At 56.2% G+C, this 15,505-nt stretch carries 10 protein-coding genes; 6 read left to right on the forward strand and 4 right to left on the reverse strand.

What is annotated here, in order from left to right:
* Nucleotides 1-50 precede the first annotated feature (50 nt).
* The 3 genes from AB4N73_RS24285 to rsgA form a co-directional block, all read right to left on the reverse strand.
* Nucleotides 51-536, reverse strand: a complete 486-nt coding sequence (locus tag AB4N73_RS24285; RefSeq protein WP_122748035.1) for a toll/interleukin-1 receptor domain-containing protein — start codon at nucleotides 534-536, stop codon at nucleotides 51-53.
* Nucleotides 536-1,495 carry a caspase family protein gene (locus AB4N73_RS24290; protein WP_460142644.1) on the reverse strand — a complete coding sequence of 320 codons (960 nt, stop codon included), beginning with the start codon at nucleotides 1,493-1,495 and terminating at the stop codon, nucleotides 536-538. Before AB4N73_RS24290 ends, AB4N73_RS24285 begins: the two co-directional genes overlap by 1 nt.
* Nucleotides 1,496-1,808: 313 nt before the next feature.
* Nucleotides 1,809-2,840, reverse strand: coding sequence for a small ribosomal subunit biogenesis GTPase RsgA (gene rsgA, locus AB4N73_RS24295; protein ID WP_024011360.1), 1,032 nt, complete (start codon nucleotides 2,838-2,840; stop codon nucleotides 1,809-1,811).
* Between the two features lie 107 nt (nucleotides 2,841-2,947).
* Between rsgA and orn the strand changes: the two genes are divergently transcribed.
* The 6 genes from orn (at nucleotide 2,948) to AB4N73_RS24325 (ending at nucleotide 14,314) form a co-directional block, all read left to right on the forward strand.
* Nucleotides 2,948-3,490, forward strand: coding sequence for an oligoribonuclease (orn, locus tag AB4N73_RS24300; protein ID WP_016771957.1), 543 nt, complete (start codon nucleotides 2,948-2,950; stop codon nucleotides 3,488-3,490).
* A gap of 151 nt (nucleotides 3,491-3,641) precedes the next feature.
* Nucleotides 3,642-4,256, forward strand: coding sequence for a trimeric intracellular cation channel family protein (locus AB4N73_RS24305; RefSeq protein WP_177342722.1), 615 nt, complete (start codon nucleotides 3,642-3,644; stop codon nucleotides 4,254-4,256).
* A 177-nt stretch (nucleotides 4,257-4,433) separates the two neighbouring features.
* Nucleotides 4,434-5,459, forward strand: coding sequence for a hypothetical protein (locus AB4N73_RS24310; protein WP_460142645.1), 1,026 nt, complete (start codon nucleotides 4,434-4,436; stop codon nucleotides 5,457-5,459).
* 184 nt (nucleotides 5,460-5,643) lie between these two features.
* Complete coding sequence (locus tag AB4N73_RS24315; RefSeq protein WP_460142646.1) at nucleotides 5,644-8,163, forward strand: leucine-rich repeat domain-containing protein; 2,520 nt, start codon at nucleotides 5,644-5,646, stop codon at nucleotides 8,161-8,163.
* A 341-nt stretch (nucleotides 8,164-8,504) separates the two neighbouring features.
* Nucleotides 8,505-9,491 (forward strand): hypothetical protein, encoded by a 987-nt coding sequence (locus AB4N73_RS24320; RefSeq protein ID WP_150638283.1) that lies wholly within the window; start codon nucleotides 8,505-8,507, stop codon nucleotides 9,489-9,491.
* Nucleotides 9,492-9,571: 80 nt separating this feature from the next.
* Nucleotides 9,572-14,314, forward strand: a complete 4,743-nt coding sequence (locus AB4N73_RS24325; RefSeq protein ID WP_460142647.1) for an RHS repeat domain-containing protein — start codon at nucleotides 9,572-9,574, stop codon at nucleotides 14,312-14,314.
* 55 nt (nucleotides 14,315-14,369) lie between these two features.
* Here the strand turns inward: AB4N73_RS24325 and queG are convergent, their stop codons facing one another.
* On the reverse strand, nucleotides 14,370-15,470 hold the full coding sequence (gene queG, locus AB4N73_RS24330) for a tRNA epoxyqueuosine(34) reductase QueG (protein WP_460142648.1): 1,101 nt from the start codon (nucleotides 15,468-15,470) through the stop codon (nucleotides 14,370-14,372).
* Nucleotides 15,471-15,505: the final 35 nt, after the last annotated feature.

Genomic DNA, 15,505 nt, shown 5'->3' on the forward strand with positions numbered 1-15,505 from the left:
AGCCGACAGTGATGTCGGCTTTTTTGTGGCTATCACAGGCCGGCACAGTCTCAGAATCCCCGACGAATCCGGTTCTTCAGCTGTTCATGAAACATCTCTGCATCGCGCTTGTACGCCCCTTTCACCGAGTCGCTGAACGAGTCCAGGGTTATCGAGCGCTGGTTCGACACCTCATCCCGATACGCATCGATGAAGAAATCCAGATCGCTGGCCGTGCTCAGCTTCGGCCATTTGTCCAGATAGATCGGCAATTGCGCCGGCCCGGTCTTGAACGTACAGATCCGCCGATTGCTGATCGTCGCCTCGCCAATTTCGAAAGGCACCCACCACGACAGTGCTGTTGTCTCCGACACCACCGCCAGCAGATGCGTGCACTCGGTGATGTTGCGGGTAATGACCCCGGTGATGTCATCGGTGGTCTGCGATTCCGGATCCAGCACGTCGAGGTAAGTCCTGATCTTCGCCTGGGTCAGACGGGTATTGATGGCAATCGCATGAGCGCGATCCATATGGCGGTAGCTGATAAAGACTGGCATCAGAAATGTCCTTTGAGGGCGAGTTCGCGGTAATAGGCGCCGAGTGCCGTCAGGCGGCAGCCGGTGGAGTTGAGGGCGGCGTAGTACATGTGCTCGGCGTCGACCGGCTCGATCAGGCTGTGGCGGTTGCACTTCTGCAACTGGGCAAAGATCTCGCCATGTTCAGGCACGAACGCCTTTTCGGTGGGCTCATGGCTGGGGTCGAGCGGGTAGACCGATTCGGCTTCGGCGAACCAGTCGGGCAATTTGCGCAGTATCTCCTTGGGGATCAGCGGCGAGACTTCGCGCAGGGAAATGAACTGCGACACATTGGTCTTGAACACCGGACGCTGTTCCCAGGCGCCGAGGGCGTTGTCGACAAAGGAATACAGACTGCCGGGGGTGATTTTGCCGAGGATATTCGCCGCGCCGCCATGCAGCGCTTGCAGGAGCAGGCCGGTGAACACGCCGTGCTGCGCGCCCTCCAGCGCCGGCTCGGCTTTTTTGCAGGCGGTGAGGATCGTCATACCCTCGCTGACCATGCTGCTCTCGCTGCGCAGGGCGCGCACTTCGCCGGCCGAACCGCTTTCGCAGCAGTCGAGGATGATCACTTTGTTTTTGATTCGCGTGGCCTTGTCCGCCCAGTTCAGGATGTCGCTGATGCGGATGCCGTCCTTGGCGTTGCGGTAGTCCTGCGCGATCAACATGCCTTCGTCAGTGTCGGCGTCGAAACCGCCATGGCCGGCGAAATACAGCAGAGCGACGTTGCAGTCACCGGAAAACAACTCGCGGATCTGGTCTTCGAGTTTTTGCCGGCTCAAATAATCCTCGGCGGACGTCAACACGACATTCTTGAAGTTGGGGTCGCCGTTGGCATTGGTTTTCAGCACCGATGCCATGGCCATGGCGTCGTTGCAACAGCCGCTCAGGCCGCCGATATGCGTGTAATCGTTGATGCCGATGAACAGTGCCTTGCGCATGCTCATACCACCGTGTGCAGGCGGATCGCGCCGACGATGCTGTGGGCACTGCACGCGTGGATGTAGCGAGACGAATGGCGGATGAATAAAACACAGGTTGGCATGGCTTTCCTCGAAGGTCGCTGTGAGCGAAGGAGGAAAGGAATGTAGGCCGCTGGCTCAGGCCTACAAGGTCTGCGCGGCAAAACAGAAAGGTCCTGCAAGCAGCCGCGCAAAAGCCTACAGCAGAGGCTTATGTTTAAGTGGGGGAGAGCTGATTCAGATGCGGTCCGACAACCGGCAGCCCGTGGTGCGGGGCTGCCGGCGCGACTGTTTAATAACCGTTTTCGGGCAGGCTGGCGATGATCGAGCGATAGCTGTTCATCCGTTGCTGCTGGATGCGGCCATCTTCGAGCGCCTTGAGCAGCGCGCAACCCGGTTCGCGGTCGTGCTTGCAGTCGCGGAAACGGCAAGTGCCGAGCAGGTCATCGAACTCGATGAAACCGGCTTCGACATCGGCGCGGCTGACGTGGCCCAGACCGAATTCACGGATGCCCGGGGAGTCGATCAGTTCGCCGCCGCCGGGGAAGTGGAACAGGCGCGCGGTGGTGGTGGTGTGCGTGCCCTGACCGGACAATTCCGACAACGGCCCGACGCGGGTTTCGACTTCCGGCAGCAGGCTGTTGACCAGCGACGACTTGCCGACGCCGGACTGGCCTACGAACACGCTGATGCGCCCGTCGAGCTGCTTTTGCAGTTGCTCCATGCCGTCGCCGTGGTGGGCCGAGACTTCCAGCACCGGATAACCCAGCGTGCGGTACACCGCCAGCAACGCGTTCAGCGCCGGGGCGTTCTGCTCGTCGATCAGGTCGAATTTGTTCAGCAGCAGAAGCGGGCGGATACCGGCATGTTCGGCGGCGACCAGATAGCGGTCGATCAGGTTGGCGTGCGGCTCGGGCAGCGGCGCGAAAACGATGACGATCATGTCGACGTTGGCGGCAACCGGCTTGAGCTGGCCACGACTGTCGGGGCGGCACAGTTCGGTGCTGCGCGGCAGTTGCGCGACGATCACGCCAATGCCTTGGTTGCCGGCGCGCCAGACCACTTTGTCGCCAGTGACCAGCGCTGGCAGGTTGGCGCGCAAGTGGCAACGGAACACTTGACCGGCGAGTTCGCCGTCGACGGCTTCGACTTCGACCTGCACGCCGAAGTGGGCGATCACCAGGCCGTGTTGCTCTGGGCCAAGGTCGCCGCCCTCGAGGGCTTCGACCGCCGAGGACTCGCGTTTGGCGGCGCGTGCGGCGCGCTCGCCCTGGATCTTTTCGATGCGCCAGTTTTGACGACGATTGAGTTGGCGTTTGGCCATGGGTGTTCCGTCTGAAGAATGCAGCGATTAGGTAAAACGGCCGCGAGTTTAGCACGCCCGGCCATCGGCCTAGGCTAAACTGCGCAGCATTGCCTAGGAGCCCGAATATGCAAAACCCGCAGAACCTGATCTGGATCGACCTGGAAATGACCGGTCTGGACCCGGACAACGATGTCATCATCGAAATGGCCACTATCGTTACCGACAGTGAGCTGAACACATTGGCTGAAGGTCCGGTGATTGCCATCCACCATAGCGACGAAGTGCTCGCGCGCATGGACGAGTGGAATACCCGCACCCACGGCAACTCCGGTCTGACCCAGCGTGTGCGCGACAGCCGCATCAGCATGGCTGAGGCAGAAGCTGAGACCATCGCCTTTCTGGAAAAGTGGGTGCCGAAGGGCAAGTCGCCGATCTGCGGCAATAGCATCTGCCAGGATCGTCGCTTCCTTTATACCCACATGAAGGCGCTGGAAAGCTACTTCCACTATCGCAACCTCGACGTCTCCACGCTCAAGGAACTGGCCGCGCGCTGGGCGCCGGATGTGCGCGACAGCTTCAAGAAGGGCAGCACCCACCTGGCTTTGGATGACATCCGCGAATCGATCGCCGAGCTGCAGCACTACCGCAAGCACTTCATCAAGTTCTGATGCGGCGGCATCAGCCCTGACGCTTTCGCGAGCAGGCTCGCTCCCACATGGAATGCGGCTTATGTGGACGCGAGCCGGCTCGCGAGAGGCGCGCCCTCTTCTGGTGCGGCGCCGAAATGGCTAGACTGCGCGCCTTCCTGCCTGGACTGCCATCATGTTGCTGATGCTATATCTGATCGCCATTACCGCCGAAGCCATGACTGGCGCGCTGTCCGCCGGACGACGAGGCATGGACTGGTTCGGCGTGGTGCTGATCGCCTGCATCACCGCGCTCGGTGGCGGTTCAGTGCGCGATGTGTTGCTCGGGCACTACCCGCTGACCTGGGTCAAACACCCGGAATATCTGGTGCTGACCTCGGTGGCGGCGATGTTTACGGTGTTTGCCGCACGCTGGATGCGTCACCTGCGCTCGCTGTTTCTGGTGCTCGACGCGGTGGGGCTGGTGGCATTTACCTTGATCGGTTGCATGACAGCGCTGGAAATGGGCCACGGCATGCTGGTGGCCTCGGTCAGCGGCGTCATCACCGGTGTGTTCGGCGGCATCCTGCGCGACATTTTCTGCAATGACATTCCGCTGATATTTCGCCGCGAACTTTATGCCAGTGTTTCATTCGCTGCGGCATGGTGCTACATGTTTTGTCTTTATATAAATGTGCCGGGCGAACAAGCCATCCTGATCACTTTGTTTGGCGGGTTTCTGTTACGTCTGCTGGCCATCCGTTTCCATTGGGAAATGCCGAAGTTCGTCTATAACGACGAACATTGATCATTCTTGCGTTGGTGTATTGGAGGCTGGTTTAAAGGCGTATGAGTTGCCGGCGGCTGGTGCGCGCATATTTCTTACACTTTTCACTTTGATATTTTCTCGGTGGGTATGTAACTTTTTTTGCTGACATGTTTTCGATGTCACTATCAAGTTATATTCTCACAGAGGAGCTGTATTATGAGTGAAAGCATGGATGCTACAGGTAATCAACAAAACACTTCGCCCGTTCTTGTGGGGTTGTCCAGTCTGAAGGTCAAGTTTGACGCCAGTGATAACACTCAAAGCAGGGCACTTTTTGCTAATGGCCGGATGCAAGTCAAAGTTCAGGTGCTGGTTGCCGGAGTAGACGCCGACGGCAACGCTGTGCATGTACCGGAAGATGTACTGGAAAGCATCCAGCTTATTCATTACGCGACCGGCAAGACCTTGCGCGATGGTTGGGTCGCGAGCGCAGTCCAAGGGCAGTTTACGCGTGAGGCACGGCCTGCACCGGATGCCTTGGACAGGCACGATGATGATCTTGAGAATGACAGCGTTCATCCACAGGTGCGTACGTTCTGGGTTTCCTCGTCGAGCGCCGGAACGACTGAGGTCGGTGCGCGCCTGTCTCTCAACGGGGAGAGGATTTTGAGCAACGGAACCACCCCTGCCAGTGTTCATTACAGCAGCGTGACTCTGGAGGCTGAAAAGCCCGCGACATATGGAGTCTTTCAGTTGTATCAGAACAGGATTGGTAATGAGTCGCCTGGTAATCGTATCTGGAAGTACCATCTGGGGCTGTACCCGGACGGGAAGCAAATCCGCCTGGTCGATTGGATGGTCGAGGGGGCTGAAGAGGGCGAAAACCTCGATTTTGCGGGCGGGAACAGGCTTAACGAAATCAAAACCAATTATATGAAGTGCATTTTCGTCCGTCCCGAAAAAACCAGTGTGACCGTCACCTTGCCTGATAGGGGTGATCCGTTTGTATATGCTTTCACCGGCGATGCGCAAACATGGAATCACAAGCATTACAAAGTAAATACGCAAAGCGACGGAGAACTCACTATTGTGCAGGCGTTATCCGAATACTCGGAAAATACCGGTGCGCAAAAATATGGAAGTGTCCTCTACTTTATCGCTATCGATGAATATGGTACCGGGCATAAGTTGGCGATTCGCGTGAGTTTTTATGAGCGCAATTTGTCTCTTCAGCGAGGCTGAGTTTCATCATCCATTGATGCAATGTCTTGGGATGTAGTAGCTGTATATGCGTTTGGCATCGCGGCTGCAGATAAGCTGCCATGTTCGATGATCAGGCATATGCACGAAAGTGCTTTATCTGATGTCTTGCGCTGGCCCGCAGCGATGTGTGGCCAGCGTCACCACTCCTCAAGGATGAGCATTCATGACTGGCAAACCGCCGAAAATCAAACCTGTATCTGCCCCAACCAGACCCATCGAGTCCAGCGGGGATGGCCTGCCCCGGGCTCTGAACCCGTCTTCGACAATGCCGCATTCGACTGTTGCACATCATCAGGGACCCTTGCCTTCGCTATCTTCTTCAGATTCGCTTGCAGTGATGCCTGTCATCAGTGTGAGCACGAGGCCGAAATATTCCACGATCGACGAGTTCGCAAGTGTGTCCGCAAGGAATTCGCTGGAGAACTACTGGATACCCACGCAAGAGCGTCTCGACGAGACCGATGCATGGGGCATCGCAATCATGAAGCAGCGTCAGTATGTTGCCGTCGCTGACAATCACATCGTACAAGTGGTCCGAGACCCCGAGAGCGGCCTGCTTCGCGCCACACATGCCAGAGAACTGCATCCTTCCGGTCCGCTGTTGAGGCCTGACAGCGAGGGCCGTTTGTGGCATCCGCTGGATGATCCTGAGTCGGCCAATCCAGTTGCAACTGTCTTTACCGGACAAAATCGCACGACAGAGCTTCCCGGCACGGAGTATTCAATAAAGGATTTTCCTCCACTGATGACCCAACGCATATTTGCCGTGAGCGGCGTCGACGCGATGATGGCGCACAGGTCCGACATTCATCCCGCTTCGCTGGCATTGCTGCAGGACACAGCGAGACGCTTCGCCCTCGATCAAAAGATCCGCCAGTTCATCACCCAAGTGCAACATTCCGATCCGACCGTGCGTGCGCAGGCCGATTCACAACTGCAGGCTTTGTTAACGCTACAGGCAACTGATCTGAGCGAGCGCGTTATCGAACAGTCCCGCGCTTTGCTCTTTGAGCAGAGCGAGCGGGCGTTCGAACTCGATTGCGATGACAACACATTGCAGATGCGACGGATTTTTCCTCATCTGCCCAAGACGATTGCTCAGGCATTGTGGCGAGAGGCCAGTGCCGCCGACCATAGGCATTTGCGCCTGCGGCCGGGAATGCCGAGGCACATGGCAGAAAAAACGCTGGTGGCGCTACGCGAGGTGCGTCTCGCCAGGGCGTGCGAAGGAATCTATCTGGATGCGGTAGCCAGCCTGGACACTGACCAACTGGCGTTGCAGATGATCGGGCAGCTTGATCAGTGGCCGCGACAGATTCGTATCGAGATTCGTCTGCAAGCGTCAGAGGGTGAGTCATTGAGTGCTATTGGCGATGCTCGATCGCCAGTGCGTCACATATTGATTCGTCAGCTTGAAGGCTACGTTATCCAACGCAGCGGCATCGCGTCCCCCCAGGATCGGATGGATCTGTATGCCGCCGTCTGGCGCCTTTTACTGCCCGGGCAGCGCCAGTTGCTCGGTGTAGCGCAGGGCGGTGGTGCGGCTCTGCGGCAACTGGTACGCGCACAGCCATTGCCGTCGCGCCAACGCGTGAGCGAATGGCTGGGACTGGCACCTGTGCAGGTAACGGCTGTTCCGGCCAGCGCCCAATACGCGCAAGCGGGGCTGCGAGGCGGCGGCGATGTCAACCCGATGTTGACAGGATCCGTTGTGGAACGTGTCCGTAGCCTCTATCCGCAGCTTGCTGACAAGGAGTTGGCCGCGTTCGTTTCCGAGCGCCTGGGATCTGAGCCGACCACAGTTTTAGCGCGCCTGGAGACAGACCTCGCAATATTGCGCAATGAATTGGCGATCTGGAGTGCGGAAGGATTATCGACCCAAGCGGACTCTTCGCAGGACGCAATGCAGATCGCAGAACAGCGCCAGGCTCGCGAGCAATTTAGCGCAAAACTGCAAGATATCTGGCGACGCAAGTCGGTTTCCAGGTGGGGTTACGGTGACTATCATTTTTCCCATCATGTCGATTTTACTGGTGAGTTACCAAGATTATCCGCCAGGTTCGACTATGTAACAGAGTTGATATTGACTGTGGAAACGCCAGGCGCACGCATCGGCGCTTTTTTTGACAGTTTTCCCAATGTTCAATATTTGATGGTCACTGGCATAAAAATGGAGGACTTCCCGTCAGGGATATTCCAAATGCGCCAGTTGCGTCAACTTGTGCTGGACGATTGCTCGCTTGAATTATCTGAAGCGACGGCTGAAGGTGTGTCCAGGATCGAGACGCTCACTTTGTTGAATCTGGCCAACAACCCTCTGACAGTTGCTCCGCATGTAGGCTTCATGACAGGTTTGACCGAGTTGATGCTATATAACGCCAATCTCTCCAGCCTGCCTTCCGGTATAGACAGGCTTGGAGATCTTCGGGTCATGGCGTTACAGGATAATAATATCTCAGACGTAGGGGGCGATCTGTTCGATATTCCGGATACTCAAGATCTATATGTTGGTTTATTGAACAATCCGCTGAGTGACGAGTCGATGCGGCGGATTAATCAATATCTTGAAAATTCCAGTATGGACCGGAAAGTGGAAATCCAAACGGAAGAAACAGTTTCAGACGTTGATTCCGATAGTGAGTCATCGGAGAGCGGATTTTCGACAGGTCCAGATAGCGACTGAGTGTTGTCGAAAGTAACGGATCGATCACGCTGCCAACATGATTTGGCAAACATAAGCTACTCGCTGACTCCCCTTCCGGTTCGGGTTGATTGAATTCGGAAGGGGTAACAGGCCTTCGTGGGCCAGAATCAAAGGGGCGAAAGGCTTAGTGTTGAATCTCGTAACATGCAGATCGCATTTTTTGAAGTTATTAGCATCTGTGTGAATTATTAAAGATGATGTTGAAAGTTTGCTTTTTCACAAAATGTCAAATGTCGCGGCTGTTTATATTTAAATTCGACGTTAATACTTTGCCCAGCCCTTGAAGGGCGAAATATATTAATCGGCTGAGGTGTTATCAGATGTTTGATGAGCAAGTTGGTATTTCCCGTATCGAGGTAAAGCTCGACGCCACAAATCATGGCCAGCACAAAGTGCTTTATGCCAACGGTCGCATGCAGGTGCGTGTATTGGTGCTTCTGCACGGTATCGATAACAATGGCGACGGCGTATCGCTGCATGGACATCCTGCATTGCCGTCATTGCGGCTGATTGCCTACAACGGTGCTCGGCCTCTGGAGGGAGACTGGAGTGTTTCGATTCAGGAAAATCGTTACGCTCACGAAATGTCGGGTGGTGCAACGCGCCTGACAGAACTCCCTCGGGTCAGTGACAACCAGATAAGCAACGCCGCAGATCCGGTACAGATTTTCCAGTTCTGGGTCTCGGCTTCCCGACCTGGAATTATGGAAGTGGCTGCCGAGATCTCTTTGAATGGCGTGGTATTGCGAAGTAATGGGGTTGGTTTCGACAGCAGTGTCACGCTGGAGGCGATTCCTCCGAAAGAGTACTCGCTGAGCAGCTTTTCATTGAGCAAGTATGATGAGAAACGGCAGAGGGGTCGATACGATTCGATTCAGCATTATCATATTGCCCTGCGCGCTGAAGGCAGGCAGATTCACCTCCTTGACTGGTACAGCAGTGAGGTGAAACTTGATCCTTATGATTCCGAAGAGGCGGTGCAAGTCTATGTGTCCGGTAATATCCCCGGAATACAAGGTAGTCGCAAAGTTTTTTATGGCTATATGGCACCGATATATGGCGTGCAAGCAACATTCCGCAGTCCCCTAAGCTACGTTACCGTCCCTATCAATAAGGTGCCTGGGCAATTAACCCTTGTTCAGTATCTTTCCGCTGACCCGCAAGCAGCACGGGAAAATGAAAGCGCATTCGAGTTTGCCGTGTTCGATGAGTTCGGTACGGAGCACCGCCTTTGTATCGATGGTGATAAAGAGCGGCTCACTTTTATTCTGGATCAATCCAGGCGGTCAATGAAGCAGCTTAGCTGACTTCGTTGTGTGGTCGGCGCTTTTTGCTGGCCAGTTTTAACTGCTCAACCTAAGTCTGGAAATAAAAGGACGGTTTACCAATGGAAAGTAATTTCTCTCCCTCTGTTCATTCAAACGCTTTCAACTTTGGTGAATTTGTTTCAGGAGGCGTTGATCCCCGCACGGGCATGTACACCTGCGCATTTTCGCTTGGCAAGTTGCACTCGGCGGATCTCAATGGTCCGGAGCTTGCACTTTCAGTGGGCTTTAATCCGCTCAATCAGGCGGATAGTGGTTTCGGCGTTGGCTGGTCTTTGACACTAACCAATTATGACTTGCGCAGCAAAGTGATGACCTTGTCCAACGGTGAGCGCTACAAGGCTGTCGAGACGTCTTCCGGCCTTAAGTTCAAGGAAATGAAACTGCAAACGGCGAAAGTGTCAGTCGCTGGAGCAGGGCGCTATGAAGTTCGATACAAGGATGGCCGGCGTGAACTGCTCAAAGTCCTGGCCGGCACTCAGGTCGCCGTCGCGGAAAAAATAATCGCCGCGAACGGTGTGAGCATTACGCTGAAGCATGAGTTGTTCAACCAGTTTCCCCGATTGGCCGAAGTCCGTGATGCCAAGCGCTGCCTGTTGAAAATCACCCGCGCGGCTGGCCAGGTGACGCTGTCCCGGCATCCCGACACTACTTCCAGTTCCAACTACAAGCTGATCTTGAAAAACTCTCGAGTGACGGCCATCGAGCTGCCGGTTGGTAAGGGTTGGGACCTTGAGTATGAAGTCATCGCTGGAGCCAGCTATGTTCATCGCATCGTCAATCCGCTGCGCGGGGTCGAAATCATTCGCTACAAGCGGCACGGCCACCGCTTCATCAGCGGTGTGGAACGGACACTGCCGTTTGTGATTGCTCACGATGTCTACCCAGGGCGCGGCCAGCCCCGACTTTGCAAGACCTACACGTACTCCGACCATAACTTCCTTGGGCAGGGCCTCCTTCCTGCCAAGGATAGTGATCTGGATCCTCTCTATCTGGCGCCCGGCCACTACGTCTACACCTCGGACGAGCACTTGCTGGTCAGCGGCAAAGTACATACCCGCATCAAACGCACCTACAACAAATTCCATCTGTTGGTGGCTGAGGTTACAACCTGTGGTGACGCTCAGATCGCCACCACCACGGAGTATCACTGTTCCATTACCAAGCCATTCAGTGAGCAGGTGGCTCAGTTCCGCATGCCTAAAGTCCACACGGTGACGTACCTCGATCGGCGCACCCAACAGCAGCGTGTGGAAACCACCGTCACCGAGTTCGATGACGAAGGTAACTTGCTCAAGCAGGTCGAGCCCACTGGGGTGACGACGACCACGGAATTTTATCCGGCCAGTGGTGGAGATAACTGCCCAGAGGATCCGCTGGGCTTTTCCAGATTCCCGAAAAAAAGGACGGTGACTGCTGCCGCATCCGATGGTGCTTCGACAGTCACCTACTACGACTACGCGCTGCATCCGGCGCTGGACGGTGCGGAACTGGCATCCGTGTTACCGGTCGAGGAGCGTTTTTGTGAAGTGTTGGAAGGCGTTGAGGTATTGCGTTCGAAAACCGCACGCAGTTATTTGAATACGCCCGGGGATCCACTCAAGCATGGAGCCACGAAAGAGCAGAGTGTCATCCTGAATGATAAAAAAACCGCTATCGAGTTTTCCTATGAACTTGAGGGTGACAGGTTGCGAGTCAGGTCCAGCACGCGCGGATTTGACGGCACGCTGCAGACCAGTGAGAAAGTGCTGTCGACGCTGACCGGATTACAGGTCTCTGAAGTCGGTGTCGATGGCGAGCACATCGAGCATGAGTACGACGCAATCGGTCGGGCAGTGGGCAAAACGGTTGCTGGCGGCACCCCATATGCGGCCGTTACCCGGTGGACCTATCTGGCTGCCAGCAAACAGCATCCGGCGACAATGGTGACCACGGATCCTGCTGGCGGCGAGCAAAAAGTGACTTATGACGGGATGGAACGGGTGATCACCGTTCATGAAAAGGACTGCGACCATCCCGACAAGGACGGTCTGATTCAGACACGCACGCTTTATTCTGCGCTGCATGATTCGGTCGGCCACAAGGTGAAAGTGACGCTGACTGATTGGCGTGATGGCAAGCCTTATCCGGTCAGCACCGGCTACGAATTCGATTCCTGGGGCCAGGTCAGCAAGACGCTGCACGATGATGGACGTATCGAACACAGCGAGGCGGACCCGGTTCTTCGCCGGCAGACCCATTGGTTCCAGGGGATGGGCAAGACGATCACCCTCGTCAATGATTTCGGTAAACCGCTGAGCGTCGAGAGCTTCAATCTGAAGAACAAGAGTCTCGGCAAAACCGTTTACACCTATGACGGTTACGGGCGCACAACCAGTCAGACAGACCCTGTCGGCAATACCAGTCGATATGAGTACGACGTTTTTGACCGGATAACCCGCAGTGTCCTGCCCGACGCCACTGCGGTCGTGACCGACTACGCCGGGCATAGTGATGAAGGTCTGCCGATCAACATCAAGGTCGCTGACAAAGTGTTGGGGCAGCAAACTTATGACGGTCTGGGTCGCTTGATCCGAAGTACCGTGGGCGGACGTAAGTCCGAGGCTGGTTATGAAGCGGGCTTCACCCAGCCGCAGTGGTACAGGAGTGCTGATGGCAAAAAAACCGAATTCACTTATTTGCGGGAACTGGGCGGCCTGCTGACTGAGCGCAAGGCAGGGGATCTGGTCACGACCATGACGTATGACCCCCTCAGTGGCAATCCCTTGACCTGTACCGAAAACGGCAGAGAGCGCAATTTCGCCTATCACCCCTCCGGGCGTGTGAAAACCGAAACGACGACCCTCGGCGCTATCACCAAAGCAACCTCCAGTACCTGGTCCCTGCAGGGGCGACCGATCGCCCATGTCGATGTGCTCGGAGTCGAAAGCACATCCGAATACGATAAGCACGGCCGCCTGCTATCCACCTCTCAAGGCTCGCTTAAAACCGAATTCCACTACGACGCGCAGACGGGGATGCTGGACTGGACGCAAACCGAAGAAACGTCCATCAAGCGTCAAATGATCACCCGGTTTGCCTATGACGATATCGGGCGTGAAACCCGCCGTACTTTCGAGATTCAGGGTCAGCCAGACCAGACCCTGGAATCGACTTACACGCTGGCTGGCAAACTGGCGCAGAAAGTGTCCAGACGTGGCACTCAACTTTTACGTGATGAACAGTTCACCTACGATGTGCGCGGGCGCTTGATCCAGTACGACTGTGCCGGCACGCAAAAGCCGCGCGATCCGTATGGCAAGGAAATTATCCGCCAGACATTCACCTTCGATGCATTGGATAACATCCTCACCGTGCAGACGAAGTTCCCGCTGGGGGTGAATCTGACCACCTTCAGTTACGACAATCCTGATCCTGCACAGCTCAGCGCCGTCAAACATTCCCACGTCGACTATCCCTCGGCAGTGACGCTGGAATACGACGCCAACGGCAGGATGATCAAGGACGACCAGGCGCGAACGCTGGCCTATGACGCGTTCGGACGTCTCGAGCAGTTGTCCAGCGCAGGGGGATCAGTGATTCGTGGCTACCATTACGACGGTTTCGACGATCTGGTGGAGCTGTCGCAAGCCGAAAAAGCAATTGTGCAGCGTTACTACTACGCAGGCCGGGTTGCCAACGAGGTGAGTGGTGAAAGTTCAACCAGTGTTGTGCGTCACGGTGGAGCGCTCGTGGGGCAACAGCAATCGGGGTTGAACCCCGACGCGCAGCTATACGCCACCGATCAGCAGCAAAGTGTGCTGGCAACGCTGGGCAAGGAGCAGCTCACCGATTGCGCCTACAGCCCTTATGGGCATCGTCCCGCCGAAGGTGGATTGTTCAGCGTGGCAGGGTTCAACGGCGAACAGCTGGATCCGGTTACCGGGCTGTATCTGCTGGGCAACGGTTACAGGGCTTATAGTCCGACACTGATGCGCTTTCTCGCCCCCGACAGCATGAGTCCATTTGGCGCGGGCGGATTGAATGCCTACAGTTATTGCCTGGGCGACCCTGTCAATCGTGTCGACCCTACCGGGCATATCTCCTGGCAATCGATCCTGGGCATCGGCCTCAGTGTTCTCGGGATTGTTGCCAGCGTGGTGACAATGGGTGCGGCGACGCCATGGGCAGTGGCGGCATTGGGGCTGGCGGTTGCTTCAGGCCTGGCGGGTATTGCCAGCGAGGTGGTCAATGAACTCGCACCGGGTTCTCAAGCGGGCGAGATATTGGGCTGGATCAGTTTTGGTCTTGGGCTGGCTTCGGTGGGCGCAGGGCTGGCAGCGGGTGCCAAAGCGGGCATCAATGCTGGCAGGAAACTGGCTGGCGCCTTCAAGCAGGGCCTGAGTAGTAAAGGTTCCAAAGCAGCGGGTCAAGAGATGGCCCGAGGCATGATCAAGGGTAAGGGAAACAAGGCGGCGGCCAAGGCGAAGGCGAAGGCCAGCGCGGCCGTTCAGGAAGAGGCCGAGAAACCATGGTCACTCGTCAGGGTCGACCCCAAAAAGAACATCCTTGAGAAAGAGGGCCTTACCGGCTTGCTTGAAAAGGCCGAAACCTTCATGCAGCACATTGAGGCGGGTAACTCCCCGACGTCTTCTGCAGCGCTGATTCATGCCAAATACACGCCAATGCATGGTCCATCCGGCTCAGCATCAAAGCCGATGCATCTCTATCTGTCGCAAGGAGACCGAATATATATGACCGAAAACGCCAAGGAGCGGATCGCGGTCATCAACCAGCTGGGTGGTCATTTAAAGGAAAAAAAGTAAGTCGGAGCACGCAACGAAACGATACAAGGCGAAAGCAGGAACACTCAAGGTCCGGCTACGATTTGAACAGTACGCTTGCCGGTTTTGCGAGCGCGCGGTGGGCGTGCTGTTCCAGTGCCCACTCGACATGTTCCCTGACCAACTCTGACGGATAATCACGTCGCGCCTTCAACGCTTCCAGCACAGGAATCGTTGAAGGCGCATTCCCCAGTCCCACCGCCAGATTGCGTAACCAGCGCTCGTACCCGGCACGCCGCAACGGTGAACCTTCGGTGCTGCTCAAGAACTTTTCTTCATCCCACATGAACAGTTCAGCCAGCTCGGCATTATCGAGATTGTGCCGTGGCTTGAAATCGCTTTCTCCAGTCGGCCGGGCGAAGCGGTTCCATGGGCAGACGATCTGGCAGTCATCGCAGCCAAATACCCGATTGCCTATCAATGGCCGCAATTCTTCGGGAATCGCGGTTTTCAGCTCAATGGTCAAATAGGAAATGCAGCGCCGGGCGTCCAGCACGTACGGGCCGACAAAGGCGTTGGTCGGGCAGATATCCAGGCATGCGGTGCAACGCCCGCAATGTTCGCTGCTGTGCGGTTCGTCCACCGGTAGCGGCAGGTCGACGAACAGTTCGCTCAGGAAGAAATAACTGCCGGCCTTGCGGTTCAACACCAAGGTATTTTTACCGATCCAGCCCAGTCCAGCCTGTTCGGCGATGGCTTTTTCCAGCACCGGTGCGCTGTCGACAAACGCACGAAAGCCGAACGGGCCGATCTCCGCCTGGATCTTGTCGGCCAATTGTTGAACACGTTTACGGATCAATTTGTGGTAATCGCGGCCCAAGGCATAACGCGACACGTAAGCCTTCTCCGGCTCAGCCAGGCGTTTGGCCATTTCCGTATCGCCTGGCAAGTAGTCCATGCGCAGGGAAACCACGCGCAACGTGCCCGGCACCAGCTCTTCCGGGTGCGAACGTTTGCTGCCATGGGCGCCCATGTAGTCCATGTCGCCGTGGTAGCCGGCCTCGAGCCAGCGCTGCAGATGCTGCTCGTGTTCGGCCAGGTCCAGACCGCTGATGCCGACTTGCTGGAAGCCCAGCTCGCGGCCCCAATCCTTGATCGATTGGGCGAGGGCGGGCAGGTCTGTGGTGATGGCGGACATGAGGCGAGAGAAACCGGAGCTGAGGTGCGTATAAT

The sequence above is a fragment of the Pseudomonas sp. S3_B08 genome, assembly GCF_054667725.1.

Excerpts from the sequence above, each read along its gene's own strand:
- AB4N73_RS24285 (WP_122748035.1), bottom strand. The coding sequence starts at position 536 with ATGCCAGTCTTTATCAGCTACCGCCATATGGATCGCGCTCATGCGATT.
- AB4N73_RS24290 (WP_460142644.1), bottom strand. The coding sequence starts at position 1,495 with ATGCGCAAGGCACTGTTCATCGGCATCAACGATTACACGCATATCGGC.
- rsgA (WP_024011360.1), bottom strand. The coding sequence starts at position 2,840 with ATGGCCAAACGCCAACTCAATCGTCGTCAAAACTGGCGCATCGAAAAG.
- orn (WP_016771957.1), top strand. The coding sequence starts at position 2,948 with ATGCAAAACCCGCAGAACCTGATCTGGATCGACCTGGAAATGACCGGT.
- AB4N73_RS24310 (WP_460142645.1), top strand. The coding sequence starts at position 4,434 with ATGAGTGAAAGCATGGATGCTACAGGTAATCAACAAAACACTTCGCCC.
- AB4N73_RS24315 (WP_460142646.1), top strand. The coding sequence starts at position 5,644 with ATGACTGGCAAACCGCCGAAAATCAAACCTGTATCTGCCCCAACCAGA.
- AB4N73_RS24320 (WP_150638283.1), top strand. The coding sequence starts at position 8,505 with ATGTTTGATGAGCAAGTTGGTATTTCCCGTATCGAGGTAAAGCTCGAC.
- AB4N73_RS24325 (WP_460142647.1), top strand. The coding sequence starts at position 9,572 with ATGGAAAGTAATTTCTCTCCCTCTGTTCATTCAAACGCTTTCAACTTT.
- queG (WP_460142648.1), bottom strand. The coding sequence starts at position 15,470 with ATGTCCGCCATCACCACAGACCTGCCCGCCCTCGCCCAATCGATCAAG.